The organism is Brevundimonas sp. (assembly GCF_030704825.1).
In the GTDB taxonomy this organism is placed as follows: Bacteria; Pseudomonadota; Alphaproteobacteria; order Caulobacterales; family Caulobacteraceae; genus Brevundimonas.
This window is the reverse complement of the sequence record NZ_JAUYNX010000015.1, coordinates 64,646-89,909: the sequence shown is the minus strand read 5'-3', so window position 1 is coordinate 89,909 and position 25,264 is coordinate 64,646. Positions and strand designations below refer to the sequence as shown.

The following is a 25,264-nucleotide window of genomic DNA, read 5'->3' as shown; positions in this document are numbered from 1 at the left end:
GATTCACCCCATCGTCGGGATGACGAAGCTGGAGTCCGCGTGTTCCAGATCGCTGTCGGGCCAGCGGGCGGTGACGGTCTTGACCTTGGTCCAGAATTTCACGCCTTCCATGCCGTGCTGGTTGGTGTCGCCGAAGGCCGAGCGCTTCCAGCCGCCGAAGGTGTGATAGGCGACCGGCACCGGGATCGGGACGTTGATCCCGACCATGCCGACGTTGACGCGGGCGGCGAAGTCGCGGGCCGCGCGGCCGTTCTGGGTGAAGATGGCGACGCCGTTGCCGTACTGGTGTTTCGACGGCAGGTGCAGGGCCTCCTCGAAGCTGGCGGCGCGGACGATCTGCAGCACGGGGCCGAAGATCTCCTCCTTGTAGGACTCCATCTCCGGGGTGACGTGGTCGAACAGCGACGGGCCGATGAAATAGCCCTTCTTGTGCCCCTGCAGGGAGAAGCCGCGGCCGTCGACGACCAGTTCGGCCCCTTCCTGCACGCCCTTCTCGATCCAGCCCTCGACGCGGGCCTTGTGCTGGGCGGTCACGACGGGGCCATAGTGGGCGCCGGCGTCGGTCGAGACGCCGACGCGCATGGTCGGGATCTCGGCGACCATCCGCTCGCGCAGTTCGTCGGCCGTCTTCTTGCCGACCGGGACGACGACCGGAAGGGCCATGCAGCGTTCGCCGGCCGAGCCATAGGCCGCGCCCGACAGGTCCTTGATCACCTGGTCCATGTCGGCGTCGGGCAGGACGATGCCGTGGTTCTTGGCCCCGCCCATGGCCTGGACGCGTTTCCCGTGCGCCGCGCCGGTCTGGTAGACATAGTTGGCGATGTCCGACGAGCCGACGAAGCTGACGGCGTGAATCAGCGGGTGGGTCAGGATGGCGTCGACCGCCGCCTTGTCGCCGTGCACGACGTTCAGCACTCCGGCGGGAGCGCCCGCCTCCATCATCAGCTCGGCCAGACGGACCGGCACCGACGGATCGCGCTCGGACGGCTTGAGGATGAAGGTGTTGCCGACGGCGACAGCCACGCCGAACATCCACATCGGGATCATGGCCGGGAAGTTGAACGGGGTGATGCCCGCGACCACGCCCAGCGGCTGACGCATCGAATAGACGTCGATGCCGGGGCCCGCGCCCCAGGTGTATTCACCCTTCAGCGCGTGCGGGATGCCGCAGGCGAATTCGATGACCTCGAGCCCGCGCTGGATGTCGCCCTTCGAGTCGGCGATGACCTTGCCATGCTCGGCCGACAGCAGTTCGGCGAGCTCGTTCACATTGGCCTCGACGAGGCGTTTGAACTCGAACATCACCCGCGCGCGGCGCTGGGGGTTGGTCGAGGACCAACCATCGAAGGCGTTCCGGGCGGCCTGCACCGCACGATCCATCTCGGCGACCGAGGCCAGCTGCACCCGCGCCTGGACGTCGCCGGTGTTGGGATCGAACACGTCGGAGAAGCGGCCCGAAGCGCCCGTGAAGCTGGCGCCGTCGATGAAGTGGTTGATCTCGCGCATGGTCGGAGCGTTTCCCTGGAAGGCTTGTTCTGGTTGGCGCGCGGTTTAGCCCGACGAACCCCTGCGCGCCAGTGTCAGACCGCCGCGTCGAACAGGGCGTCGCGGGCGACGTCGGCCTTGAGCATGGGGAAGAAGTGGGTCCCGCCCGGAACCGTCCCGACCGTGACGTGAGGCAGGCCGCGAGGGGTCTCCGTCAGGCGGCAGGTCGAGCCGGCCTCGGCCTTCAGGATGCGCACGGGCCGATCCAGCCGCCGGAGGGCGCGCCACGGGTCGTGGCCCTGGGCCGCATAGTTGGAGGCCTCCCAGGCGGGGTCGCAGGCTAGGGCGAAGCCGTCGGAGGTCTCGACCAGGCCGTCGGCCAGATAGTCGGCCAGCATCATCTCGGGCCAGCCCCTGAACGCGCCGCGTCCGGCATAGGCGGCCAGGGCCTGCTCGCGGCTGTCGAAGACGGCCCGACGGCGCAGGGCGTTGCGGACCAGCGGGATGCGCGAGGCCAGACGGTCGAAGATCGGCAGCCGGAAGGCGGCGACCGCCAGCCGGCTCCAGATCACCGGATCGAACAGGACCAGGCCGGAGACCCGTTCGGGGCGTTCGGCGGCGGCCAGAAGCGCCGAGGTTCCGCCCATGGAATGGCCGGCGAGGACCACCGGCGGCCCGTTCAGCGCATCCAGCAGGGCGGTCAGGTCATCGCGGTGGTCGTGCCAGTTGCGCCGGCCGCGTGGATCGGCGGGCAGGGTGGCGCCCCCGTGGCCGCGCAGATCGGGCGCCCATATCCGCAGGCTGCCAGACAGGGGCGCCAGCAGGGTGCGGTAGGTCATGGCGTTGAAGCCGTTGGCGTGGACGAAGACGAGATCGACCGGGCGGTCGGCGTCGCCGAAATCCAGCAGGCTCATGCGGCCCTCGCCCCAGCGGTTCGCCACCGGAAGGCTCAGGCGACGGGGCGGGGAGAGCCGGATCGCGTCCATTCAGGGCAGATAGGCGATCGCGGAGGCCCGCGCCAGTTCACGCGGGGCAGGACTCAGCCCGCGACGCAGGCCGGACAACGGCCATGGGCCTCGATCGTGGTGCGGACGATGGCGTAGCCGGCGGTCCGGGCGGCGCGATCGAGGTCGCCCGCGACGGGAGCGGACACCTCCTGCGTCGCGCCGCAGCAGTCGCAGATCAGGAAGGCGGCGGCGTGATCGTCGGTCCCCGAGGTGCAGGCGACATAGGCGCTGATCGAGGCGATGCGGTGGGCCAGGCCCTTGCGCTCTAGGAATTCCAGCGCGCGATAGACGGTCGGCGGCTTGGCCGGCTGGCCGTCGTCGCCGAAGCGGGCGATCAGATCGTAGGCCTTCACCGGCTCGCCCGCGGCCAGCAGCAATTCCAGCACCCGCAGACGGGCCGGGGTCATCCGCTCGCCCTCGGCGGTCAGGCGGCGGTCGGCCTCGCCCATGGCCCGGGCGACCTCGGCCGGGGCGGGCGGACCGTCGTCGTGATGGTGATGGCAGTGCTCGCTCATGCGTCAGAGCTAGGCCCTCGCCGACCGCCTCGCAACCGAATGGCTTGACGCTGTGTGATGTTATCTCGTAACACCACCGCCTCCCCTCTGTTCCGGATGCCTCCATGTCCCTGTCTCCCGTGTCCCGCGTCGCCCTGGCCGCCGCCCTTGGGTGGAGCGCCATGGCCGGCGCCGCCGCTGCCCAGTCCACCGTGGCGGGCCCGCAGCAGCCGGTCGCGGCCCTGGACGACGTCATCGTCACCGGCGCGCCCTACGGCATCAGCGCCCGGGCCACGACCATCGCCACCACGGTGATCGACGAGGAAGCCCTGGCCACGGCCCCGGCGGCCTCGCTCGGCGACCTGGTCGCGGGCCTGCCCGGCATGCGTTCGACCGACTTCGCCCCCGGCGCCAGCCGCCCGGTGATCCGCGGCCTGTCGGGACCGCGGGTGCAGGTGCTGACCAACGGCATCGGCCTGATTGACGCCAGTTCGGTGTCGCCCGATCACCAGGTCGCGACCGACCCGGCCGAGGCGAATCGCATCGAGATCGTACGTGGCCCGGCCACCCTTGCTTACGGCGGCACGGCCATCGGCGGCGTGGTCAATGTGCTGGACAACCGCATCCCGACGGAAATGCCCGACGGCGTCGACGGCATGGTCTCGGCCCAGATCTCCAGCGTCGATGACGGCTGGTCGACCTCGGGCCGGGCGACCTTCGGCCTCGGGCCGATCGCGATCAACATCGACGGGGTGAAGAAGGAAGCCGACGACTACGACATTCCCTCGCCCGCCGTTTCGCAGCGGCTCGCGGATGCCGAGGGCGTCGCGCGGGGGCCGGGCGGGACCCAGCCCAACAGCTTCTCGGAACTGGAAAGCTGGGGCGTCGGCGCCTCGTGGATCGGATCACGCGGCTTCATCGGCGGGTCGTACAAGGACCTGTCCAGCACCTACGGCACCGTGGCCGAGCCCGACGTCTTCATCCAGCTGGAGCAGACCCGCGAGGACGTGCGCGGCGAGCTGCGCTTCGACGGCGGCCCGTTCCAGAAGCTGACCGGCTCGTACGGCCACGCCGACTACACCCACACCGAATTCGAGGGGCCGGGCAATCCGGGAACCGTCTTCGAATCCGACGGCCAGGAGGCGCGGGCGGATCTGGTGCAGCGGACCCGGAACGGATGGAACGGCGCCATCGGCGTTCAGGCTTTGTCGCGGACCTTCGAGGCCATCGGCGCCGAGGCCTTCGTGCCGTCCAGCGAGATCGAGGAGACGGGGATCTACACCGTCCAGCGGCTCGACCGGATCGGCTGGGGTCTGGAGGGCGGCCTGCGCTACGACCGGCGCTCGGTGACGGCCACGCCGCTATCGGGCGGGTCGGAAATCGCGCGCGAGTTCGACAACTGGTCGGGCTCGGCCGCGGCCTTCATCAAGCCGACGGCCAATCTGTTCCTCGGCCTGAGCCTGGCCCACAACGAGCGCGCGCCGTCCGAGGTCGAGCTGTTCGCCGACGGCCTGCACATCGCCACGGGCGTCTATGAGCGCGGCGACCCCACGCTGGATAACGAGACGGTGACCACCGTGGAGGGCACGGTTCACTACACGGCCGACCGGTTCCGCGGGGATCTGCACGTCTACGCCTCATCCTACGACGGCTTCATCGACGAACGCGACACGGGCGCGGTGTTCGTGGACGGGGGCGAGAGCTTCCCCATCTTCCAGTTCGTCCAGACCGGCGCCGAGTTCCGGGGTTTCGAGGCCGAGGGCGAATACGATCTGTGGACCAGCGGCGACCGGGTGCTGAGCTTGGAAGGCGCCGTGGACTTCGTGGACGCCGAGACCGATCAGGGGCCGGCGGCGCGCATTCCGCCGTACAGCGCCACCGCCCGGCTGAACTGGACCTCGACGCCGTTCGATGCGTCGCTGGAGGTCCGCCACGTCGGCGAACAGGACGAGCTGGCGACGTACGAGCTGGGCACCGACGGCTACACCATGGTCAATCTGTCGGGCGTCTGGCGGCCGTTCCCAGACAAGGCCGTCACCCTCTTCGCCGAGGGGCATAACCTGACCGACGAGGAGGCGCGCGAACACGTCAGCTTCCTCAAGGATATCGCCCCCCTGCCGGGGCGTAACCTCAGGGTCGGGGTCAGCTACAGGTTCTGACGCGGCCCGTTAACCGCGTCGGACACCCGGGGCGCGAGCCGGTTTGCGGCTGTGGGGTGACTACGCTAGAAGCGCGCTTCCCTCCTTCACAGCTCCGATCGCGTTCATGACCGATACAACCGCCGCCTCGCCCCTGTCCGGCAATGTTCTGTTCTACACCAAGCCGGAGCCCCTTTCGGTCGAGGCCCACAGCGCCCTGGGCGTCGACCCGGTCGAAAAGCCCTACGCCTTCGTCGCCCGGACCAATCTGGTGCCGCTGACGGTCACCGAGTTCGCGCCGGCGGCCCTGTCGTATCCGGTGATCTTCGTCGGTGAAAACAGGCAGCCGGTCGCGGTCATGGGCCTGCGCAACGGCGAGAACCTGTTCGTCAGCGACGGCGGCGAATTCCGCCCCGAGGCCTACATTCCGGCCTATGTCCGCCGCTATCCGTTCGTCTTCGCCAATGACGAGGTGCAGAAGCGGATGATCCTGTGCGTCGACCTCGGCGCCCCGTTCATCAAGGAAGGCGGCGCGACGCCGCTGTTCATCGACGGCAAGCCCTCGCCCTACGTCGATCAGGCGATGGAGTTCTGCAACAGTTTCGAACAGGAGCGCCAGCGCACGGACGCCTTCGTCAAACTGTTGAACGACCTGGACCTGCTGGACACCCGTGAAGCCATCTTCACCCCGCGCAACCCGGATGGCACCGCCGCCGCGCCCCAGAAGATCGCCGAATACTATGCCGTCTCGGAGGACAAGCTGAAGGCCCTGCCGGCCGAGAAGCTGGCCGAGCTGCGCGATAACGGCGCCCTGGGCCAGATCTACGCCCATCTGGTGTCGCTGCTGGGCTGGGACCGGCTGATCGCCCTGGCCTTCCAGAAAGCCGCGTCGACGGCGCCGGCGGCGGGCAACGCCTGACTTTCCAGCGCGCCAGAGGCGCGCTGACGTGGTTGCAGACAGGGCCCCGTCCGGTTCGCCGGGCGGGGCTTTTTCCTGCGTCAGCGGCGGGCCAGCAGCGCCCGGGTCAGGCAGGAGAAGACCAGCCGCCCGGCCTCGTCGAGCAGGTCGTGCTGGGCGATGACGATGCCCTTCTCGTCACCGACGGGGTCCTTGCCCATGACGGTCATCCGGCCGCGCATCAGTTCGCCCGGCGGCGGATTGCGCATGAAGCGCAGGCCATCGACGGCCAGCACCTTGGACTGGGCCCAACCGGAGGCCCTGTCGGCGAACAGCCGGCTCCACAGCGCATAGACCATGGCGTCCGGCGCCCCGTAGGAGGCGTCCCAGCCCGGCAGGAAGCGTTCGACGAACAGCTCCAGCGACGCGGCGTCGACCATGCAGGCCCCGAGGGGCACCACCTCGCCGACGCCCAGGTCCTCGAAGTGGACGTGCAGCGGTTCGGTCATGCGTCGCTCCTAGCCCGCGGGCTCTTCCGACACCCGCACCAGCAGCTTGCCGTCGTGGTCCCCGGTGAACAAGCGGTTCAGCGAATCCAGCGCGCCTTCCAGCCCGTCATCCACGTGGACCTTCCACTTGACCTCTCCGCTGGCCAGCCAGGGGCCCATTTCCGCGACCATCTCGCGGGCCCGGTGGGCGTAGTCGAGGACCAGGAAGCCCTGGATGTTGAGGCGATGGGTGATGATCCGGCCGAAGTTCGGCGACGGCGGCATTTTCGTCGCGTTATAGGCCGAGATCAGACCGCAGACCGCCATGCGGCCATGGGTCTTCAGCCGGTTGTAGACGGCGATCATGATGTCGCCGCCGACGTTCTCGAAATTGAGATCCACCCCGTCCGGGGCGAGCCGGTCCAGGGCCTCCCCGACGTCCTCGTTCTTGTAGTCGACGGCGGCGTCGAAGCCGAGCTCATCGGTCAGCCAACGGCATTTGTCGGGGCCGCCGGCGATGCCGATGACCCGGGCCCCGCGCGCCCTGGCCACCTGGCCGGCGATGGAGCCCACGGCCCCGGCGGCGGCCGAGATCACCAGGGTCTCGCCGGCCTTGGCCTTGAGCACGTCGGTGACGCCGAAATAGGCGGTCATGCCCGTCATGCCCAGGACGCTGAGGTTGGCCGTCAGCGGCAAGCCCGGCGCGCGGTGCACCTGGCGCAGTTCCATCTCGTTGACGACGGCGTAGTCGGACCAGCCGCCCGACAGCGGGGTCACGACGTCGCCCGCCCGGAACCGGCTGGACCGGCTTTCCTCCACCACGCCCAGGGTCAGGCCGCGCATGACGCCGCCGATCGGCACCGGCGGCAGATAGCCCTCGGCGTCGTTCATCCAGGTGCGATTGGTCGGATCCAGCGACAGATAGACGGTGCGGACCAGGACCTGGGATTCCTCGAGGGCCGGGACCGGAGCCTCGACCAGCTCGAGATCGCCCGGCTGGATCAGGCCCCTGGGCCGCTGACGCAACACCCACTGACGATTGATACGGGCCATGACCTTCTCCGGGTTTTCTTTGCGAACCTGCATAGTCTGCAAGGCGCGCGCCCCTGTCCAGCCGGGGCCAAGAAAAAGGCGGGCCCGGGGCCCGCCTTGGAAGTGGCATCATCGAGAATGAGGCGCGGAGGCGACAGGCTGACTATGACATCAGCCTCAAGTCGGGGGGCGTCGCCGCCTCCGCAGATTGGTAACGACGGGCCCCGGCGCGGGTTCCGCGTCCTTTCGATCTTTTTTCGCGCGGCGGGCGACATCGGAACGGCGGAGCTGGCGACGGCGTTGTGAAGGCAGCGCGATCGCCTCACGGAGCCCCGCCATGACCCACGAATCCCCACACGACAAGGCCGCCGACGCGGTGCACCAAGGCCGTCCGGTCGAGGCGCAATATGTCCGCGGCGGACGCGGCGGAACCCGCATCCTGACTCTCCTGGTGGTGTCCCTCGCGGCCGTCGCCGTCCTGCTGCTGGGCATGTGGTTCGTCAGCCAGGGCGGCTTCGCCAACACGAACGCCAACACCGGTCTCCAGGCCGTCGACGCCCAGGCCTTCAACGAGGATGCGGCCACGCCCCCGACGGCCGCCGCCGCGGCCACAGCCGCCGGGGAACCGACCGGTCCCTCGACGGGCGGCGCCGCCAACGTCAATGCGCCGACGGTTCCGTCCCCCACGACCGAGTAGCGGCGGCGGACAACAAGGAAATCCTCGGGCGCCGGGGGCTCGGCGGGCTCGGCGCCGTCGCCTCGGTCAACCTAGTCGACCCAGTCCTTCTTCAGCGTCCGCGAGGCGCCGATCAGCAGGACCGAGGCCAGCAGATAGAAGCCCATGCCGGTGTAGATGGCCCAGCGCAGGCTCTCCTCGCCGAACCGGGGGGCCAGCAGGTCGCTCATCCAGCCGAAATAATAGAAGCCGACGGCGATGCCGAGCAGGTTGTTGATCAGCAGGAACAGGGCCGAGGCGGTCGAGCGCATCGGGGCCGGGACCAGGTGCTGGATCGAGGCGGTGATCGGACCCAGCCAGGCCAGGTTCAGCCCCGTCGGGATGATGAAGATCAGGAAGGCCAGGATCAGCTGCTGGGCGTTGCTGCCGCCGCCGGGAATCACCAGGCCGATCAGCCACGGCGAATTCATGGCCAGGACGAACATGGGGGCCGAGATCAGGAAGGCGATGGCGGGGGTCAGGGGATAGGCGCCCTTGCCGCGCTTCGACAGCTTGTCGGCGATGGCGCCGCCCAGCCAGATCCCCAGGGTGCCGCCGATCAGGGCGATGCCGGCGTAGTACCAGCTGGTCTGGGACAGGTTCAGGCCGAAGCTGCGCATGAAGAACAGGGGCAGCCAGCCGGCGACGCCGTAGCCGCACACCGAGGACGAGGCCGCGCCCAGCGCCAGCAGCCAGAAGCTCGGCTTGGGGATCACCGCCGTGGCGGTGCGGCGGGCGATCGTCAGGGAGATGCCGATGACCACGGACAGCAGGCCGCCGAAGGCGAACACCAGCGGATTGCCGAGCGCCAGGCCGGCGAAATGGATCAGGGCCGCCAGGGTCAGGGCGCCCGCGCCGACTCCCAGCATGATGAGGGCCGCGACGGCGCCCGCCTTGCCCGATCCGACTACCGGCCCGGCGGCGATGGCCGCCAGCTCCGCCTCGGTCTTGGCCGTGTCGGTCCCGCCCCGCGCGGGATTGCGGACGGTGAACAGAAGGATCGGCGCCAGCACCACGCCGAGCAGGCCGACGGCGATGAAGGCCGTGCGCCAGCCATAGGTCGCGGCCAGCAGACCGCCGACCAGGGTGCCCGCGGCCGTGCCCAGCGGAATGCCGAAGGCGAAGGCGGCCAGGGCCCGCGCGCGCTGATGCGGCGGGAAATAGTCGGCGACGAGGGAATAGGCCGGGGCCACGCCGCCCGCCTCGCCCACCCCGACGCCCATGCGGAACAGGAACAGCTGGGTGAAGGATCCGGCCACGCCGCACAGGGCCGTGAAGGCGCTCCACACGGCCAGGGCTCCGGTCATGATCCAGACCCGGCTGAAGCGGTCGGCCAGCCAGGCCAGCGGAATGGCCAGGGTCGAATAGACCGAGGCGAAGGCGATGCCGCCCAGCAGGCCGAACTGGCTGTCGGACAGGCCGAATTCCGCCTTCAGCGGGGCCGCCAGGATGCCGATGATCTGCCGGTCCAGGAAGTTCAGCATGTAGACGAGGATCAGGATCGCCAGGACGTAGAAGCGGTATCCGGGCCGAACGGCGGGCGCGGCGGCGTCCGTGGCGGTCATGGCGTTTCCCTCGACTTGGTCTTCTTGCTTGACGGAACGGTAGCGGCGCTTTCCGGCAGCGCCAAAGAAAAAGGGCGGCGGCTCAGGAGAACCGCCGCCCGTGATCAGTTGCGATCAGGCTTCAGCGCCTTCCCGCGGGATCAGAACTTGATCTGCAGGGAGGCGGTCACGGTCTGCGGCGGGCCGTAGTAGCCGATGATCGAGTTGTCGAAGAGCGCGCCCGGGAAGTTGTAGCCGCCGACGCGGTACTCCTCGTCGGTCAGGTTCTTGCCGTAGAGGCCCAGGGTGTAGCGGTCGCTCGGATCCGTCCAGACGATCGACAGGTCGACCAGGGCGTAGGCCTGCTGGTCGAGGATCGGGTTGGGGAATTCGAACTGGCTGTAATCGCCGCGGTAGCTGACCGACGGGGTCACCGCCAGGGCGCCGCCGGCCACGTCGCCGATCCAGGTGAAGCCGAGGTAGCCGGTCCATTCCGGGGCGTTCTGCAGCACCACCAGGTCGGAGATGTCCTCGTACGCTCCGAGCCCCAGATTGTAGCGCAGGAACTCCTCGAAATCGGAGTGCAGATAGCCGACCGCGAAATTGGCCGACAGGTTGTCGAGGAGGCGCAGCTGGCCCTCGAACTCGGCGCCGTAGAAGGTCGAGGAGCCGACGTTGTCGACGAAGCTGGCGATGCTGGCGCCCGCGGGGACCTGGGTCGTGACCTGCTGATCCTCGTATTTGTTGTGGAAGATCGACAGGGCGAACGACAGCCGGTCGAGCGAGCCCTTCAGGCCGGCTTCCCAGGAATCGACCGTTTCCGGCTCATAGCCATTGACGGTGTCCGGGGTGAGGATGGCGTCGCCGCGCATGTCGAAGCCGCCCGACTTGAAGCCCTGCGAGAAGGAGACGTAGGTCGTCACATCGTCGCTCAGGTCGTAGGACAGGGCGACCCGCGGCGTGAACTGGCTGAAGTCCTTGGCGTTGGTGTAGTTGGTCCGCATCAGCGTCGGGGCGCGGGGCGTCCCGCCCAGCAGCGGACTGCGGGTGGCGCCGGCGTAGTTGGCCCGGAACACCGTTCCCTCTTTTTCATCCTGCGTATAGCGGGCGCCCAGCGACAGATGCAGGCGGTCGGTCAGGTCGATGTTGACGTCGGCGAAGCCGGCCCAGCTCTCGGTATCCACCTGGCCGGCGGTGCCGATGACGAAGCCGGCGCCGCCCAGGATGGTGTCGAAGGCGCCTTCGGCGTGACCGTCCAGATAGAAGACGCCCATCACGCCCTGGACGCGATCGTAGTCGAACAGGAACTGGAATTCCTGGGTCAGCTGGTCGTCGGCATAGTAGGCCGGAATGTCCAGGGTCGGCGACGGGGTGTTGTCGAAATCGATGACCGTATCGGTGTCGCCTTCCCGCCAGGCCGTGATCGACTTGAAGGTCCAGTGGTCGTTCACATCCAGCTGGATCGTCGCCGAGGCGCCCTGGTTCATCACCGAGTTGTCGTCGCCGATCCCGGCGTTGGTGTCGTAGACGCTGGGCAGGACGGCGCCGGCCGGGGTCGCGCCGGCCACTTCGCGGTGACCGTGGCGGGGATTGGAATCGTCCTGGACCCGGTCATAGGCGAGGCGGACGGACAGGTTGTCGGCCGGCTCCCATTCCGCGCTCAACCGGCCGGCCAGGACGTCCTTGTTGTAGTGCTCGGCCCCGGTGTTGATGTTGGTTCCGTAGCCGTCGCGCTGATAGCTGGCGATGGCGCCGCCGACGCGGAAATTATCGGCCAGCGGAACGCTGCCCGAGGCCATGAGGTCGATCTGGTTATAGCTGCCGTAGGCGCCGCGCAGCGTCAGTTCCGGATCGTTCGACAGGCGGTTGGTGACATATTTGATCGCGCCGCCGACGGTGTTGCGGCCGTAGAGCGAGCCCTGCGGTCCGCGCAGCACCTCGATGCGCTGGACGTCGTAGATGTCCAGCACGGCGCCCTGGGGGCGGGCGACGTAGACGTCATCGACATACAGGCCCACGCCGGGCTCGAAGCCCCACAGCGGATCCTGCTGGCCCACGCCGCGGATGAAGGAGATCAGGGTCGAGTTCGAGCCGCGCGCGACCTGCACGGTCGCGTTCGGGGTCTGCTGCTGCAGGGCCGTGATGTCCGAGGCGCCGGTCTGCTCCAGACGTTCCTCGCCGATGGCCGAGACCGAGATCGGCACGTCCTTCAGCAGTTCGTCGCGGCGGCGGGCGCTGACGACGACGTCATCAAGGGCCGACGCGCCGTCCTGCGGCGGTGCGTCCTGGGCCATGGCGAAGGTGGACAGCGCGCTCCAGGCGGCGCCGGCGAGCAAGGCGGTCTTCACGTAACGATTCATAGGTAGCCCCAATTCTGTGTTTCCAGCCGACGACGCTTTTTATTCAGCGTTCAATGATTTTCCGGGACCGTAGTCGTTTTCGGCTCGCTGTCAAACGGCGCAGCTTCCCCCGCGTCACCGTCCGCCCGGACCTGTGGCGCCGTTGCACAGGCGGGGGATTGCGGCCTAGTCATGGGCCATGACCAAGCTCGATGCGCCGCCGACCCGGCGTGGCCGCCCGCCCAAGGCCAAGACCGCGGGCTCCGCCGACACCCGCGACCTGATCCTGGACGCGGCCGAAGACCTGTTCTCCAAGCACGGCTTCTATGGCGTCACCATCCGCGAGGTGGCGCGCGAGGCCGGGGTCGATACGGCGCTGGTCCACTACTATTTCGGGGCCAAGCGAGGCCTGTTCGACGCGGTCTTCCTGCGCCGGGCCGAGGTCTGGAACAACGAGCGGGTCGATGCGATCAACCGCTACGCCCGCGAGACCGGATCCGGGAGCATGACCCTGGAAGGGTTGTTCGAGGCTTTCCTGCGGCCGCCGTTCCAGTGGTCGTTGAAGGGCGGGCCGGGGTGGAAGCACTATTCCGCCCTGGTGGCCCAGACCAACGCCAACCCGACCTTCGGCGGCGAGACCATGGCCCGCTATTTCGACCCCGCGATCCGACGCCTGATCGAGCTGGTCAAGGTGATCATGCCGGAAGCGCGCGAGGTCGACCTGTACTGGGCCTACCACAATCTGTCGGGGGCCCTGACGCTGACCCTGGGCGAGACCGGGCGGCTGGACCGGCTGTCGGACGGCCTGTGCCGGTCCGGCGATCTGGAAACCGCCTCCGACTATATGGTGCGGTTCGCGGCGGCCGGGTTCCGGGCGGTTTGCGGCCCGGCGGGTCCGGCGGGTCCGGCGTGAGCGAGCGGGAGACGCCGCAGAACGTCGTCCGCTTCGAGGTCGACAGGAACCTGCTGCGCGGCCTCTCCGTGGCCCTGGCCGGAGGCGTCGTTCTGGCCCTCACCGGGGCTTTCGGCATGGGCGAGACCTCGCTGCTGTTTCGGCTGACCTACTGGCTGCCGATGATGCTGATCGGGGCGTCCTGGGGGCATCTGTGCTCGCGGCTGGTCGAACGGCGTGTGGACATGGACCGGCGACCCTGGCTGGCGGTCCTGGCCCTGACCCTGGTGATCTCGGGGCCACTGGCGGTGATGGTCTGGGGGATCACGAGCCGGTTCTTCGACGATGACCGGACGATCGTCCTGGCGCGGCTTCCCGACTTCCTCGGGCCGGTGATGATCGTGACGGGTTCGCTGAGCGCCCTGAACGTCTTTCTGGCGCGGACGCCGGTGCAGACACATGCCGCGGCGCCCGGGGCGAAGCCGGCCCGGTTCATCGACCGGCTGCCGTTCAGGCTGAAGGGCGCGGTCGTCCGGGCGGTCCAGTCGGAGGACCATTATCTGCGCATCCACACCGATCGCGGCTCGGACCTGATCCTGATGCGGCTGTCCGACGCCCTGGCCGAACTGGAGGGGCTGGAGGGGGCGCAGACGCATCGCAGCTGGTGGGTCGCGAAGGACGCGGTACGGGGCGTCAGCCGCGGCGACGGCCGGGCGACCCTGACGCTGGAGGGCGGCGTCGAGGCCCCGGTCAGCCGACGCTATGCCAAGGCCCTGCGCGAGGCTGGCTGGTACTAGCCGGCCCACACCCCGTGGAAGCCGGCCGGCAGGGCCACGTCGGCGCGCCAGGTGGCGACCGGGCCGGCGGAGACGCGGGCGGCGTCGAAGGCGTGCAGTTCGGTGACGCCTTCGCGCAGATTGATCGAGGGGGCGATCAGCCAGGCGTCGGTCTCGTTCGGGCCGCGCGGCACGAAGACGGCCTCCTCCACGATCTGCGTGTCGCCGAAGTTGAAATAGTCGGACCTTCCCGAGTCCCAGTCCCAGGTCGCCAGACCGGTCGGCAGCGGCCGGTCCGGTCGTTCGCCGGCGACGTGGGCGGTGAGACGGCGCGGCAGGCCGGCGCGGCGGGGATCGTTTTTCGGGAACTCCGCCGTGACGCCGCTGGAGGCCATTTCGGCCCGGCCGTCCGTATGCAGAGTAATCAGGTTCAGCACGGCGTGCTCGCCGGGCACCGAACCGCGCTGTTCGACCAGCACGCGGGCGCCCTCGATGGCGAAGGCCACGTCCTTGCCGGCGGCGACGTCGAAGCGGATCGTCCCGGAGGCGTCCTCCCAGGCGTCGCCGAGATGGAAATAACTGAAGGTCGGCAGTTCGAAGATCCGGCGGCGCGAGAGGTCGGCCTTGTCGACGACCATGATCTGGGTCCCCAGCTCGGGCTTCCAGGCGAAGCGCGCGGCGTAAGGCATGCCCTGGCGGTCATGGACCCAGGGCTGAAGCACGAAGATCAGATGCCGCGCCGTGGCTGTGAAGTCGTGCATGAAGCTGGCGCGCGGCAGGTCGATGACGTCCGCCGTGTGCAGGCTGCGGTCGGCGTTGAGCCGCCAGACGATGGCCTGGCCGCCGTTCAGGCCGATGTTCCAGATCGTGCCGTCGGGGTCATAGCGCGGGTGGGCCTGGAAGGGCATGCCCTTGAGGTCGTCGCGCAGGGCGACGAAGCGTTTGGTCGACAGGTCGGACGCGTCCATGGCCGTCGGCGAGCCGCCCTCCCAGAGGGCCCAGACTTCGTCGCCCGCGACCATGACGGCGGTGTTGGCGGCGTTGGCGTCATCCGTGCCGCCGATGCGGGCGCGGGCGTCGCCGGCGGTGCCGAAGCCGGGGGTGACGACGGCGTCAATCTCGGACTCCCAGCGGCGTTTGGGGGTGTCGGCGAAGCGGGCGTCGAGCGTCACCTGGCCGTCGGCGACGCGGAAAGCCCGCATCAGGCCGTCGCCGTCGAACCAGTGGGTGGCCGAGCCGCCGGGGCGGCGGAATTTGGCCGGGCCGTTGCGGAACAGGGTCCCGGTCAGGCCGGCCGGGGCGCGGCCGTGGACCAGCCGCATGGCACGGGGGACGACATCGGCCTCGAGGTCGGCGGTGGCCAGGGCCCAGTCGGCGGTGGCCTGCATCGCGGCCATGGCGCGGACCGTTTCCGGCGTGACGACGGCGGCTGACAGGGCGGCGGCGCCCATCAGGAAGTTGCGGCGGGAAGCGTGCATGGGAAATCTCCTGATGGGCGCGGTCTCAAGCAGCGAGCCACGTCATTCCCCCCTCAGGCGGGAACGCGCGGCCGGCGGCAGGCTGCTTATCGGATGTTGATGGTCTGGGCGGTCTCGCCCGAGACGGCGAAATGGGCGCGGTCCCAGCGGGCGGGGCCCATGTTGCCGACGGCGTTGTTCGAGAAGGCATAGGGTTCGGTCGGCATGCCGAACGGATTGGTGTTCATCTCACCGTCGCCGTTGACGTCGTGGAACGCCTTCACCGCATAGTCGCCGGCGGGCAGGTTATCGAAGGCGGCGACGACGCGGCCCGAAGCGGAGATGGCGGTGCGGGCGACCGCCCCGTCGCCGGCGCCCGAGCCGTCGAAGGCGCCGGCGGAGTCGTACAGGGCGATCATGACCATGCCGGTGCGGGCGCCGGTCTCGAAGGTCAGGACGATCCTGGAATCGTCGGCCGACTGGGCCAAGGCGGGGGCGGCGGTGAGCAGCAGGGCGACGGCGGCGGAGGCGAGGCGGATCATGAGACGTGTCCTTCGTGCGAGGCCCGACGACCGGGCCGTTTCGATGGACCGACCGTGGAGCGCTGCCCGGCGCCCCGCCACGTCGTTTGCGGGTTCGGGCGCGCGCCGTTCGCGAACGGCGGCGCCTGTTCGTTCGCGAAGCGTGGATGACCGCCCGCGAACGACCGTCGCTCAGGTTCCGATCGTGTGCAGATCCCGGGCCCGGGTTTCGGGCAGCCAGATCAGGGCGACGACGGCGGCCACGGCGGTGAAGGCCACGGCATACCAGAGGCCGAAATAGATGTTCCCCGACCAGGCCACCAAGGCGAAACTGGCGGCCGGCAGCAAGCCGCCGACCCAGCCGGTGCCGATGTTGTAGGGCAGACTCATGGCGGTGTAGCGCACCCGCGTCGGAAACAGCTCGACCAGGGCCGCCGCCTGGGGTCCGTACAGGGCCGTCGCCGCGACCATGAAGATCATCAGGATGGCGAAGACCAGGGGCATGTTGATCCGCGCCGGATCGGCCTTCGCCGGATAGCCGGCCTCCACCAGGACCGCCTTGATCCGCGTCTCAACCCCGGCCCGCGCAGCCTTCAGGTCAACGGGCGACAGGCCGGCGCCCTCGACCGAGACCACCTCCGTCGAGCCGATGCGGACGCTGGCCACCGAGCCGGCGATCGCCTCGACGTTGTCATAGGAGACCCCCGCGTTCGACAGCACGCTTTTGGCGATGTCGCAGGAGCTGGCGAAGGCCGCCTTGCCGATCGGATCGAACTGCAGGGCGCAGGTGGCGGGATCGGCGACCACGGTCACGGGCGCGGCGGCCTGGGCCTCGGCCAGGGCCGGATTGGCGGCGCGGGTCAAGGCATGGAAACCCGGGAAGAAGGCGACCAGCGCCAGGATCATGCCGAACAGCATCACCGGCTTGCGCCCCAGCCGGTCCGACAGCCAGCCGAAGAAGACGTACAGCCCCGCCGAGGCCACCGTCACCGCCAGGACCAGCTGGTCGACGGTGTTGGTGTCGACCTTCAGCACCCGCTCCATGAAGAACCGGGTGTAGAAATAGCCGCAGTACCAGACCGCCCCCTGGGCGATCATGATGCCGAACAGGGCGATCAGCACGAACCGGCCGTTGTCCCACTGGAAGAAGGCCTCCTTGTAAGGCGCGCGGTGATCGGTATCGGACGCCTCGGCCTCCATGCGCTGATAGGCCGGGCTCTCGTTGAGTCTCAGCCGAATCCACAGCGATACGGCCAGCAGCAGGGCCGACAGCAGGAAGGGGATGCGCCAGCCCCATTCGTCGAAGGCCTCGATGCCGACGATCCCCCGCGTGACCAGGATCACCGCCAGCGCCCCGATCAGACCGAAGGCGGCCGTGGTCTGGATCCAGCCGGTCAGCAGGCCGCGCTTCTTCGGCGGCGAATGCTCGGCCACATAGATGGCCGCCCCGCCGTACTCCCCGCCCAGGGCGAAGCCCTGCAGCATCCGCATGATCAGCAGCAGGATCGGGGCCGCGAGACCGATCTGGCCGTAGTCGGGCAGCAGACCGATCGCCACGGTCGCCAGACCCATCAGGGTGATGGTGACAAGGAAGGTGGTCTTGCGTCCGGTCCGGTCGCCGAACCAGCCGAACACCAGGGCCCCCAGCGGCCGGACCACGAAGCCGAGACCGAAGGTCAGCAGTGCCATGATGTAGGCGACGGTCTCGCCGGCGTCGGCGAAGAAATGCCGGGCGATGATGGTGGTCAGCGATCCGAAGACGAAGAAGTCGTACCATTCAAACGCCGTGCCGGCCGCCGAGGCGATCACCACCGTCTTCAGGCCCGGGCCCGCCTTCGCGTCCGCCGCATCCGTCATTCGACCGCCTCCCCGCGTGTCCCGGCGCCTCTGCGGGCGCCTGTCCGGGGAATGCTAGACGGGCCCGGCCCCGGCGCAAATAGCCGACGCGATCCCGGGGCGTGGAGGTCCCGAAATAGCGAAGGCCCGCCGGCGGGGGGATGCCGGCGGGCCTTCTTCAACCGGACCGCATGTCGGGGGGGAAGCGCGGCCGGGAACAGGGAAACCTCAGGTCTTGGCGTCTTCGGCAGCCTCGGTGACAGCGTCGCCGGCGGCGGATGCGTCACGGCCCACGCCCGAAACGGTATTGCAGGCGGCGGTCGTCAGGGCGGCGGCGGCGGCGAACAGGACAAACAGTTTACGCATGGGTCGAACTCCTCGAGGTCGGGGGAGCGCCTCACGGGTATCAACGTCGCGGACCGGCCGGGGTTCCAAGATCAGCCGGGTCCGTCGGGGCCACGGCCTCGGGCGTGGCGAAGGTCATCCGGGCGATCGTCCCGCCACCCTCCGCCGGAACCATTTCCACCTCGCCGCGCAACTGTTTGGCGAAGGCGCCCATCAGGGTGCGGCCGACGCCGGCGCGGAGGGTCTCGCTGACGCCCGGCCCGTCATCCTGCACCTCCAGCACGCTGGTGTCGCCCCGCACCGAGAAACGCACTTTCAGATCGCCGCCGCGTCCGGCGAAGGCGTGCTTCTGGGCGTTGGTGACCGCTTCGACCAGCCACAGGGCCAGGGGGGCCAGCTTGTCCGGATCGACCACGAGGGAATCGGCCTCGACCGACGAGGTGACCAGCTGACCCCGCCCGGACTCGCTGGCGACCAGTTGGCCGACCAGTTCGGTCAGGAAGATCCGGGCGTCGGCGAAGCGCAGGTCGTCGCTTTGGTAGAGGGTGCGGTAGATCAGGGCGAGCGCCGAGATGCGCTGGCGCGTGTCGCCCACGGCCGCCTTGGATTTCGGATCGGTCAGGGCGCGCTGCTGCATCGACAGCAGCGACGAGATGATCTGCAGATTGTTCTTCACCCGGTGGTGAATCTCGCGCATCAGCGCGTCCTTCTCGGCCAGCGAGGCCGTCAGGGCCGCGTCGCGGGCGGCGATGGATTCGGCCAGTTCGTCCAGGGTGCGCGCCAGAACGCGAATCTCGGCGGGGGCGTTAATGGCCTGCACGGGCCGAACCGAGAACCGCCCTCTCGCATAGATGGCCGCGACCCGCTCCAGATAGCCCAGCCAGCGGATGACGATCCGCTCGCTGACCAGCATCACCGCCGAGAAGGCGATGAGCCAGGTCAGCAGCGGCATGAACAGGGCGCCGACCGGGTTCAGCCGCGCCCAGGACAGCAGGCCGGGCGCCGGCGCCGATAGCAGGGCGTAGACGTCGCGGCCGGCCAGGGCCGCGCCGGCATAGACCCGCCGGCGGCCGGCGGCGTTCTCGGCTTCGAAGATGCCGGAGGCGTCCGATCGCGCCCTTTCGACCCAACCGGTCAGGCTGACGCCCCCCGTCAGGGTGAAGGCAGCGCTGTCGGTGGCGGTGAGAAGCCGGCCTTCGGCGTCGGTCAGCGCCGCCTCGGAGGCCTCCGGCAAGGCGGGGTCCTCGACATCGGGCTGCAGGCTCGACAGCGGGATCAGGGCCGCCATGGCCCCGTCGAATCGGCCCATCGGCCGTTCCAGCCGGATGGCGACGATCAGGCCAGGCGGCCGCCCCCCGGTGGCGGGCGCGCGCGCCAGCACCGTACTCTCACCCGCGCGAAGCCGCTCGAACCACGGCGTGGCGCGGGCCTGTTCCATCCAGGCCGGCCGCGCGGCGACCAGACTCGCCGAGGCGCAATCGGGCTGACCCGTGGCTGTCAATCGGGCCAGACCGTCCAGATCGTCCAGCCGTTCGACAAGGTCGGTCAGGCGCGGCTCGCAGAACACCTCCAGCGCCTCGGGCCGCAGCGCCTGCAGCAACACCCCGGTGCTGTCCAGGCGGGCCTTGGCGCTGGCGGCGGCCCGTTCCGCGGCGAGCTGCAGGTCGGAGCGCCGCTCAAGATCCTGGGCGCGGAAGGCCGACTGGGTCTGGAAGGCGCCGAGGACCAGGACGGGCAACAGGGCGGCGGCCAGCCACAGGCCCAGTCGGAACCGGATTCCCTGAAACTTCGGCGGAGCCAGACCGCGTCCGAGCGCTCGGCCAAGCCGGACCACGGCCTCAGCCTTGCCGGACGCTGCTCAGGCGGTCCGCGGCGGCCAGGATCGATCGCATGGCGTCGCCCGCGGCGCGACCGTCGCGGGCGTATCCACCCTTTTCCAGCGTGGCCTGCAGGGCCTTGCGCGCCCGCGACACACGGCTCTTCACCGTACCCACGGCGCATTGGCAGATTTCGGCCGCCTCCTCGTAGGCGAAGCCGCCGGCGCCGACCAGGATCAGGGCCTCGCGCTGCTCTTCCGGCAGGGTGGCCAGGGCCAGCCGAAGCTCGTCGAGCGCCACCGGCGATTCCGGGTCGTCGACCGCCACCAGGGTGCGTTCGGCGGCCTCCTGGTCCAGCTGCGACTGGCGCCACGAGCGGCGCTTTTCCGAGTAAAATTGATTGCGCAGGATCATGAAGGTCCAGGCCTTCATGTTGGTGCCCATCTGGTAGCTGGCCCGCGCGTCCCACGCCTTCATCATGGCGTCCTGGGCGAGATCGTCCGCCGCCGTGGGATCGCCGGTGAGGGTGCGCGCGAAAGCCCGCAGATGTGGAATCAGCGTGACGAGCTCCCGCTTGAAGGCGTCGTCGTCGGCTGAGGGCGGTTTCGGCGGCGGACTGGAGGTTCCGCTCATGAGCCGCCCTCGCCGGAGGCCCGGTCGTCGGCGCGGCGCAGGATATCGAGAAACTCGTCCGGCACCGGCTCGTTCACGACCTCGTCGAACATGTGGCGCAGCTTGACGCCGATGGCCTGCTGGCGAAGTCGCGCTTCCTCCAGGCCTGCGCCGCCCTTGGGCGGCTTGCCGGGAGGATTGGAATTGTCTGTCATAGAGAAAACGGCCGCCACCCTGACGATAGTTGTTGCGAGTGCCGGAACGCCGGCCCGCGAGGGCGGTTCCTAGGTGACGAACGATTAATGCTCAAGCTTGGGCGCGGGACGGGAACCGTGGCCGATTTGATACGTTGACCCGAACTGCTGAGGTTCCATGGTCGGACCCTCATTAATGTCGGGGATTTTAGTACATGAGCCTGCTGGCCCGCCTTGCGCCGCATCTTCCCTACGTCCGCCGTTACGCCCGGGCGCTGACCGGCGATCAGATGACGGGCGACAACTATGTCCGGGTGGCGCTGGAGGCGCTGGCCGCGGGCGAACGCCAACTGCCGGCCGACATGACGCCGCGCGTGGCGCTCTACCATGTCTTCCACGCCATCTGGACCACCACGGGCGCCCAGCTCGAGGACAAGAGCGGCCTGGAAGGGCGGGGCGACGACGCCTCGCGCCGCCTGATGCGGATCGCGCCGCGCTCCCGCCAAGCCTTCCTCCTCACCGCGCTCGAGGGGTTCACTCCTTCGGAGGCCGCCCAGATTCTCGACGCCGACGCCCATGACGTGGAACGGCTGATCTCGGAAGCCCAGTCCGACATCGACGCGGAACTGGCCACCGACGTCCTGATCATCGAGGACGAGGCCATCATCGCGGCCGACATCGAAAGCCTGGTCAAGGAACTGGGGCACCGCGTCACCGGCACCGCCATCACCCATGACGAGGCCGTCGATGCGGTCGCCCGCCATCGCCCCGGCCTGGTGCTGGCCGACATCCAGCTGGCCGACGGCTCGTCCGGGATCGACGCGGTCAAGGACATCCTCAAGCGGATCGATGTTCCGGTGATCTTCATCACCGCCTTCCCCGAACGGCTGCTCACGGGCGAACGGCCCGAACCGACCTTCCTGATCACCAAGCCCTTCCAGCCAGAGACGGTGAAGGCGGCGATCAGCCAGGCCCTGTTCTTCCATCCGTCGCGTCAGAAGGCGGCGGCGTAAGCCCTTCCTCCCCGGAATAGCCCCGGTCCCGGGACCGGGGCGAAGCCCCGGGATATCCCGTCGGGACGCGAGGCGCCGAGGCCATGGTTCCGGTTCGTGCGGACCCGCGGGACCTCGATGGGGAGACCGCGATCCGCCCGTTTCCGGAGCAAGGGGCGTCCACGGTTGCGCGTGCGAAGGCGCGCCGCCTATAAGCGCCGCAACTCCTCCCAGCGGTTCGGCGGCATCCATGAACATTCACGAGTATCAGGCCAAGCAGGTCCTGAAGGGCTTCGGCGCACCGGTCGCGGCGGGCGTGGCCATCACCTCGGCCGATCAGGCCGAAGCGGCGGCGAAGCAACTGCCCGGGCCCCTGTACGTCGTGAAGTCGCAGATCCACGCCGGCGGGCGCGGCAAGGGCAAGTTCAAGGAACTGGGCCCCGACGCCAAGGGCGGCGTCCGCCTGGCCTTCTCGATCGAGGATGTGGTCAAGAACGCCCGCGAGATGCTGGGCAATACGCTCGTCACCGCCCAGACCGGTCCTGCCGGGAAGCAGGTCAACCGCCTCTATATCGAGGACGGCGCCGACATCGACCGCGAACTGTACTGCTCGCTCCTGGTCGACCGCCAGTACGGCCGCATCGCCTTCGTCGTCTCGACCGAGGGCGGCATGGACATCGAGGCGGTCGCCCATGACACGCCCGGGAAGATCCAGACCATCGTCATCGACCCGGAAGCCGGCGTCACCGCCGCCGACGTGGCGAAGATCAACGCCGCCTTCAAGCTGGACGGCGCGGCGGCCGAGGACGGCAAGACCCTGTTCCCGATCCTCTACAAGGCCTTCGTCGACACCGACATGTCGATGCTGGAGGTCAACCCCCTGATCGTCATGAAGGACGGCCATCTGCGGGTGCTGGACGCCAAGGTCAGCTTCGACGGCAACGCCCTGTTCCGGCACGAGGACATGAAGGCGCTGCGTGACGAGACCGAGGAAGACGCCAAGGAGATCGAGGCCTCGGAATGGGACCTCGCCTATGTGGCGCTGGACGGCAACATCGGCTGCATGGTCAACGGCGCCGGCCTGGCCATGGCGACGATGGACATCATCAAGCTGTACGGCAAGGAGCCGGCCAATTTCTGCGACGTCGGCGGCGGCGCGTCCAAGGAAAAGGTCGCGGCGGCCTTCAAGATCATCACCGCCGACCCGGCTGTGCAGGGCATTCTCGTCAACATCTTCGGCGGCATCATGCGCTGCGACGTCATCGCCGAGGGCGTGGTGGCGGCGGTCAAGGAAGTGGGCCTGAAGGTGCCGCTGGTCGTGCGGCTGGAAGGCACCAATGTCGCCGAGGGCAAGCGCATCCTCAATGAATCGGGCCTGGCCATCACGGCGGCGGACGATCTGGATGACGCGGCGCAGAAGATCGTCGCGGCGGTCGGGTGATGAAGCCGTCGCTCCTGGTTCTGATGGTCGCGGGCTGCGCGACGTTCGCTGGGCCGAGTCTGGCTCAGACGCAGGTCGATCTGCTCCGCGAACTCTGCCTGGTGACCGAGATGCGTCGGGAGCCTTTCGATCGACTGGCTGCGGAGCGCGGTGGAGAACGGCTTTTACGCATCGTCAGGGCCGGCGAGCCGCAGGACTCTCAAACGTGGGAGACCATGTATGGGATGAAGGCGACCGGCATGCAGTTCTGGATGTCAGGGGAAACCGGAGGCACCGATTCCTCGCACGCGACGTCCTGCGGAGTGGCCGCCACTGAGCCAGATGTCGACTGGCGATCCGCCCTTGAAGCCCTCGCCCTGGAGCTCGAGATGAGTCCAGCGCCAGCGGTCGAGAGGCCGAATTCGCTTGAGGCGCGGGCGTGGTCAACCGACAGCTCTGCTCGACTTTCATTGTCCTACGACCTGTACCGCTCGGGCTTGACCGTACGTTTCACGCGTCCGTCGACCATCAGCGCCCAATAGATCTCGCCTTCGGAACCGCTTAAAATGTCCATCCTCGTCGACAAGAACACCAAGGTCATCGTCCAGGGCCTGACCGGCAAGACCGGCACCTTCCACACCGAACAGGCGCTGCGCTACTACGGCACGCAGATGGTCGGGGGCGTCCACCCCAGGAAGGGCGGCGAGATCTGGCACGGGTCGGAGGGCGAGAGCCTGCCGATCTACGCCTCGGTCGCCGAGGCGAAGGAAGCCACCGGCGCCGACGCCTCGGTCATCTATGTCCCGCCGGCGGGCGCCGCGGACGCCATCCTCGAGGCCATCGAGGCCGAGGTGCCGTTCATCACCTGCATCACCGAGGGCATTCCGGTGCTGGACATGGTGCGGGTCAAGGCGCGGCTGGACCGCTCCAAGTCGCGCCTGCTGGGCCCCAACTGCCCCGGCATCCTGACCCCGGAAGAGTGCAAGATCGGCATCATGCCGGGCTCGATCTTCAAGAAGGGCAATGTCGGCATAGTCTCGCGCTCGGGCACCCTGACCTATGAGGCGGTGTTCCAGACCACCAACGAGGGCCTGGGCCAGACCACGGCCGTCGGCATCGGCGGCGACCCGGTCAAGGGCACCGAATTCATCGACGTGCTGGAGCTGTTCCTGGCCGACCCCGAGACGCAGTCGATCGTCATGATCGGCGAGATCGGCGGCGGGGCCGAGGAGGACGCGGCCCAGTTCCTGATCGACGAGGCGAAGAAGGGCCGCTCCAAGCCGATGGTCGGCTTCATCGCCGGCCGCACCGCCCCCAAGGGCCGGACCATGGGCCACGCCGGCGCGGTCGTCAGCGGCGGCAAGGGCGACGCGGAATCCAAGATCGCCGCCATGCAGGCCGCGGGCATCCGCGTGTCGGATTCGCCGGCGCGTCTGGGGGCGACCCTGGTCGAAGTGCTCAAGGGGTAAGGTATCGACAGGGGACGGCCCGGGCTCCTCTGGTCAGGATGATGCGAACCTTAGGAGGGCGCATCGATGATCGGATGGATTTCGGTACTGGCGCTGGCGGCCGGGGCGGACCTCCCGCCGCCGCCGACCGACCCGCGGCTGGAGGCGTTCAAGGCGGCATGCGTGCCCCATCGTCAGGATATGGCCAAGGCGACCGAGGCGCTAGCCGCCGACGGCTGGGAGCAGGTAGCCGACGACGACCATCCGCGACTGGCCGCCGCCATGGCGCGCGCACGAGCAGAAGTCGACGATCCGGAACTTGAGATGACGCTCGACTTCAGCGTCTGGGGCCGGACCCGTGACGGCCTGCGGCTTCACCTTGTGCTCAACCGCGTCCACGCCATGATCGGCGACACGGAGGACAGTGACGGCGACGGGGTCATCCAGTCGTGGGAGCGAGCCCTTTCGTGGGACACACTGGGCTGCGGCCTCTGGGATTTCGAAGCGACCGGCCCCATCGATAATGCTGTCATGAACGCCTGGGTGGGGGCCGGGCCGGTGCAGTTCATCGACGCGCCGGGGCAGATCAGCGGCGGCACCTGGAACGTCCATCACATGATGCCAGGCACCGGAGAGGTGCATATGGGTTTTGTCCACGAAGGAGGCGGAATGGGCATCGCCCCGGGCTTCGCCGGCCTGTCGATCACCATGAGCTCCGCCCTTCCCGAGGAGCCAGCGGAGGCCGAATAGGAGGCTCCTCGATGTCCCGGTGGTGGGGCATCAAACTGTCGAATTTCCCGGAATTTCGCCGATT

The 25,264-nt window shown here is 68.8% G+C and carries 24 protein-coding genes; 10 read left to right on the top strand and 14 right to left on the bottom strand.

Translation table 11 applies throughout. From position 1 onward, the window contains the following. Positions 1-3 precede the first annotated feature (3 nt). The 3 genes from Q8Q71_RS08260 to Q8Q71_RS08250 all read right to left on the bottom strand — a co-directional run bounded on the left by Q8Q71_RS08260 (position 4) and on the right by Q8Q71_RS08250 (position 3,007). The gene (locus Q8Q71_RS08260; RefSeq protein ID WP_305759107.1) at positions 4-1,506 is read right to left on the bottom strand and encodes a CoA-acylating methylmalonate-semialdehyde dehydrogenase; all 1,503 of its coding nucleotides are present in this window, start codon (positions 1,504-1,506) and stop codon (positions 4-6) included. A gap of 74 nt (positions 1,507-1,580) precedes the next feature. Beyond that, positions 1,581-2,471 carry an alpha/beta fold hydrolase gene (locus Q8Q71_RS08255; RefSeq protein WP_305759106.1) on the bottom strand — a complete coding sequence of 297 codons (891 nt, stop codon included), beginning with the start codon at positions 2,469-2,471 and terminating at the stop codon, positions 1,581-1,583. 53 nt (positions 2,472-2,524) lie between these two features. Continuing rightward, positions 2,525-3,007 (bottom strand): Fur family transcriptional regulator, encoded by a 483-nt coding sequence (locus tag Q8Q71_RS08250; protein WP_305759105.1) that lies wholly within the window; start codon positions 3,005-3,007, stop codon positions 2,525-2,527. Between the two features lie 104 nt (positions 3,008-3,111). On the opposite strand from Q8Q71_RS08250, the gene Q8Q71_RS08245 reads away from it, so the two are divergent. Further along, positions 3,112-5,145 carry a TonB-dependent receptor gene (locus tag Q8Q71_RS08245; protein WP_305759104.1) on the top strand — a complete coding sequence of 678 codons (2,034 nt, stop codon included), beginning with the start codon at positions 3,112-3,114 and terminating at the stop codon, positions 5,143-5,145. Positions 5,146-5,251: 106 nt separating this feature from the next. Continuing rightward, positions 5,252-6,043, top strand: coding sequence for a SapC family protein (locus tag Q8Q71_RS08240; RefSeq protein WP_305759103.1), 792 nt, complete (start codon positions 5,252-5,254; stop codon positions 6,041-6,043). A gap of 80 nt (positions 6,044-6,123) precedes the next feature. Here Q8Q71_RS08240 and Q8Q71_RS08235 read toward each other — a convergent pair whose 3' ends face one another. Both Q8Q71_RS08235 and Q8Q71_RS08230 read right to left on the bottom strand, forming a co-directional pair. Further along, on the bottom strand, positions 6,124-6,531 hold the full coding sequence (locus Q8Q71_RS08235) for an acyl dehydratase (protein WP_305759102.1): 408 nt from the start codon (positions 6,529-6,531) through the stop codon (positions 6,124-6,126). 9 nt (positions 6,532-6,540) lie between these two features. Then, positions 6,541-7,563 carry an NADP-dependent oxidoreductase gene (locus Q8Q71_RS08230; protein WP_305759101.1) on the bottom strand — a complete coding sequence of 341 codons (1,023 nt, stop codon included), beginning with the start codon at positions 7,561-7,563 and terminating at the stop codon, positions 6,541-6,543. 316 nt (positions 7,564-7,879) lie between these two features. Here Q8Q71_RS08230 and Q8Q71_RS08225 point away from each other — a divergent pair, with 316 nt between their 5' ends. Beyond that, on the top strand, positions 7,880-8,239 hold the full coding sequence (locus Q8Q71_RS08225; RefSeq protein WP_305759100.1) for a hypothetical protein: 360 nt from the start codon (positions 7,880-7,882) through the stop codon (positions 8,237-8,239). 71 nt (positions 8,240-8,310) lie between these two features. On the opposite strand, the gene Q8Q71_RS08220 is transcribed toward Q8Q71_RS08225, so the two are convergent. Together Q8Q71_RS08220 and Q8Q71_RS08215 are read right to left on the bottom strand one after the other, a co-directional pair. Continuing rightward, complete coding sequence (locus Q8Q71_RS08220) at positions 8,311-9,822, bottom strand: MFS transporter (RefSeq protein ID WP_305759099.1); 1,512 nt, start codon at positions 9,820-9,822, stop codon at positions 8,311-8,313. Positions 9,823-9,962: 140 nt separating this feature from the next. Then, positions 9,963-12,161: a TonB-dependent receptor gene (locus tag Q8Q71_RS08215; protein ID WP_305759098.1), complete on the bottom strand. Its 2,199-nt coding sequence runs from the start codon at positions 12,159-12,161 to the stop codon at positions 9,963-9,965. A 178-nt stretch (positions 12,162-12,339) separates the two neighbouring features. Between Q8Q71_RS08215 and Q8Q71_RS08210 the strand changes: the two genes are divergently transcribed. Both Q8Q71_RS08210 and Q8Q71_RS08205 read left to right on the top strand, forming a co-directional pair. Then, entirely contained in the window at positions 12,340-13,053 is a 714-nt protein-coding gene (locus Q8Q71_RS08210; protein WP_305759097.1) for a TetR/AcrR family transcriptional regulator, read from the top strand. Continuing rightward, the gene (locus Q8Q71_RS08205; RefSeq protein ID WP_305759096.1) at positions 13,050-13,829 is read left to right on the top strand and encodes a LytTR family DNA-binding domain-containing protein; all 780 of its coding nucleotides are present in this window, start codon (positions 13,050-13,052) and stop codon (positions 13,827-13,829) included. The genes Q8Q71_RS08210 and Q8Q71_RS08205 overlap by 4 nt, the downstream gene beginning before the upstream one ends. On the opposite strand, the gene Q8Q71_RS08200 is transcribed toward Q8Q71_RS08205, so the two are convergent. The 7 genes from Q8Q71_RS08200 to Q8Q71_RS08170 form a co-directional block, all read right to left on the bottom strand. After that, positions 13,826-15,286 carry a carotenoid oxygenase family protein gene (locus Q8Q71_RS08200; RefSeq protein WP_305759095.1) on the bottom strand — a complete coding sequence of 487 codons (1,461 nt, stop codon included), beginning with the start codon at positions 15,284-15,286 and terminating at the stop codon, positions 13,826-13,828. The two genes, Q8Q71_RS08205 and Q8Q71_RS08200, sit on opposite strands and share 4 nt — an antisense overlap. Before the next feature lie 86 nt (positions 15,287-15,372). Continuing rightward, a complete protein-coding gene (locus Q8Q71_RS08195) occupies positions 15,373-15,807 on the bottom strand; it encodes a DUF2141 domain-containing protein (protein WP_305759094.1) in 435 nt (144 codons plus the stop codon). A gap of 171 nt (positions 15,808-15,978) precedes the next feature. Next, a complete protein-coding gene (locus Q8Q71_RS08190) occupies positions 15,979-17,643 on the bottom strand; it encodes an MFS transporter (RefSeq protein ID WP_305759093.1) in 1,665 nt (554 codons plus the stop codon). Between the two features lie 207 nt (positions 17,644-17,850). After that, complete coding sequence (locus Q8Q71_RS08185) at positions 17,851-17,988, bottom strand: entericidin A/B family lipoprotein (protein ID WP_305759092.1); 138 nt, start codon at positions 17,986-17,988, stop codon at positions 17,851-17,853. A gap of 40 nt (positions 17,989-18,028) precedes the next feature. Further along, positions 18,029-19,801 (bottom strand): sensor histidine kinase, encoded by a 1,773-nt coding sequence (locus Q8Q71_RS08180; RefSeq protein WP_305759091.1) that lies wholly within the window; start codon positions 19,799-19,801, stop codon positions 18,029-18,031. Positions 19,802-19,805: 4 nt separating this feature from the next. After that, on the bottom strand, positions 19,806-20,417 hold the full coding sequence (locus Q8Q71_RS08175; protein ID WP_305759090.1) for a sigma-70 family RNA polymerase sigma factor: 612 nt from the start codon (positions 20,415-20,417) through the stop codon (positions 19,806-19,808). Continuing rightward, entirely contained in the window at positions 20,414-20,611 is a 198-nt protein-coding gene (locus Q8Q71_RS08170; protein WP_305759089.1) for a NepR family anti-sigma factor, read from the bottom strand. Before Q8Q71_RS08170 ends, Q8Q71_RS08175 begins: the two co-directional genes overlap by 4 nt. 194 nt (positions 20,612-20,805) lie before the next feature. Between Q8Q71_RS08170 and Q8Q71_RS08165 the strand changes: the two genes are divergently transcribed. From Q8Q71_RS08165 to Q8Q71_RS08145, 5 genes are all read left to right on the top strand, one after another. After that, positions 20,806-21,603, top strand: coding sequence for a response regulator (locus tag Q8Q71_RS08165; RefSeq protein WP_305759088.1), 798 nt, complete (start codon positions 20,806-20,808; stop codon positions 21,601-21,603). Positions 21,604-21,832: 229 nt separating this feature from the next. Then, complete coding sequence (gene sucC / locus Q8Q71_RS08160) at positions 21,833-23,023, top strand: ADP-forming succinate--CoA ligase subunit beta (protein ID WP_305759087.1); 1,191 nt, start codon at positions 21,833-21,835, stop codon at positions 23,021-23,023. After that, the gene (locus tag Q8Q71_RS08155; protein ID WP_305759086.1) at positions 23,023-23,544 is read left to right on the top strand and encodes a hypothetical protein; all 522 of its coding nucleotides are present in this window, start codon (positions 23,023-23,025) and stop codon (positions 23,542-23,544) included. Before sucC ends, Q8Q71_RS08155 begins: the two co-directional genes overlap by 1 nt. Positions 23,545-23,568: 24 nt before the next feature. Next, positions 23,569-24,471: a succinate--CoA ligase subunit alpha gene (sucD, locus tag Q8Q71_RS08150; protein WP_305759085.1), complete on the top strand. Its 903-nt coding sequence runs from the start codon at positions 23,569-23,571 to the stop codon at positions 24,469-24,471. A 66-nt stretch (positions 24,472-24,537) separates the two neighbouring features. Continuing rightward, positions 24,538-25,200, top strand: coding sequence for a hypothetical protein (locus tag Q8Q71_RS08145; protein ID WP_305759084.1), 663 nt, complete (start codon positions 24,538-24,540; stop codon positions 25,198-25,200). Positions 25,201-25,264: the final 64 nt, after the last annotated feature.

Bases quoted from the DNA above. Each gene is read 5' to 3' on its own strand.
- Q8Q71_RS08260 (WP_305759107.1), bottom strand. From the start codon at position 1,506: ATGCGCGAGATCAACCACTTCATCGACGGCGCCAGCTTCACGGGCGCT.
- Q8Q71_RS08255 (WP_305759106.1), bottom strand. From the start codon at position 2,471: ATGGACGCGATCCGGCTCTCCCCGCCCCGTCGCCTGAGCCTTCCGGTG.
- Q8Q71_RS08250 (WP_305759105.1), bottom strand. From the start codon at position 3,007: ATGAGCGAGCACTGCCATCACCATCACGACGACGGTCCGCCCGCCCCG.
- Q8Q71_RS08245 (WP_305759104.1), top strand. From the start codon at position 3,112: ATGTCCCTGTCTCCCGTGTCCCGCGTCGCCCTGGCCGCCGCCCTTGGG.
- Q8Q71_RS08240 (WP_305759103.1), top strand. From the start codon at position 5,252: ATGACCGATACAACCGCCGCCTCGCCCCTGTCCGGCAATGTTCTGTTC.
- Q8Q71_RS08235 (WP_305759102.1), bottom strand. From the start codon at position 6,531: ATGACCGAACCGCTGCACGTCCACTTCGAGGACCTGGGCGTCGGCGAG.
- Q8Q71_RS08230 (WP_305759101.1), bottom strand. From the start codon at position 7,563: ATGGCCCGTATCAATCGTCAGTGGGTGTTGCGTCAGCGGCCCAGGGGC.
- Q8Q71_RS08225 (WP_305759100.1), top strand. From the start codon at position 7,880: ATGACCCACGAATCCCCACACGACAAGGCCGCCGACGCGGTGCACCAA.
- Q8Q71_RS08220 (WP_305759099.1), bottom strand. From the start codon at position 9,822: ATGACCGCCACGGACGCCGCCGCGCCCGCCGTTCGGCCCGGATACCGC.
- Q8Q71_RS08215 (WP_305759098.1), bottom strand. From the start codon at position 12,161: ATGAATCGTTACGTGAAGACCGCCTTGCTCGCCGGCGCCGCCTGGAGC.
- Q8Q71_RS08210 (WP_305759097.1), top strand. From the start codon at position 12,340: ATGACCAAGCTCGATGCGCCGCCGACCCGGCGTGGCCGCCCGCCCAAG.
- Q8Q71_RS08200 (WP_305759095.1), bottom strand. From the start codon at position 15,286: ATGCACGCTTCCCGCCGCAACTTCCTGATGGGCGCCGCCGCCCTGTCA.
- Q8Q71_RS08195 (WP_305759094.1), bottom strand. From the start codon at position 15,807: ATGATCCGCCTCGCCTCCGCCGCCGTCGCCCTGCTGCTCACCGCCGCC.
- Q8Q71_RS08190 (WP_305759093.1), bottom strand. From the start codon at position 17,643: ATGACGGATGCGGCGGACGCGAAGGCGGGCCCGGGCCTGAAGACGGTG.
- Q8Q71_RS08185 (WP_305759092.1), bottom strand. From the start codon at position 17,988: ATGCGTAAACTGTTTGTCCTGTTCGCCGCCGCCGCCGCCCTGACGACC.
- Q8Q71_RS08175 (WP_305759090.1), bottom strand. From the start codon at position 20,417: ATGAGCGGAACCTCCAGTCCGCCGCCGAAACCGCCCTCAGCCGACGAC.
- Q8Q71_RS08170 (WP_305759089.1), bottom strand. From the start codon at position 20,611: ATGACAGACAATTCCAATCCTCCCGGCAAGCCGCCCAAGGGCGGCGCA.
- Q8Q71_RS08165 (WP_305759088.1), top strand. From the start codon at position 20,806: ATGAGCCTGCTGGCCCGCCTTGCGCCGCATCTTCCCTACGTCCGCCGT.
- sucC (WP_305759087.1), top strand. From the start codon at position 21,833: ATGAACATTCACGAGTATCAGGCCAAGCAGGTCCTGAAGGGCTTCGGC.
- Q8Q71_RS08155 (WP_305759086.1), top strand. From the start codon at position 23,023: ATGAAGCCGTCGCTCCTGGTTCTGATGGTCGCGGGCTGCGCGACGTTC.
- sucD (WP_305759085.1), top strand. From the start codon at position 23,569: ATGTCCATCCTCGTCGACAAGAACACCAAGGTCATCGTCCAGGGCCTG.
- Q8Q71_RS08145 (WP_305759084.1), top strand. From the start codon at position 24,538: ATGATCGGATGGATTTCGGTACTGGCGCTGGCGGCCGGGGCGGACCTC.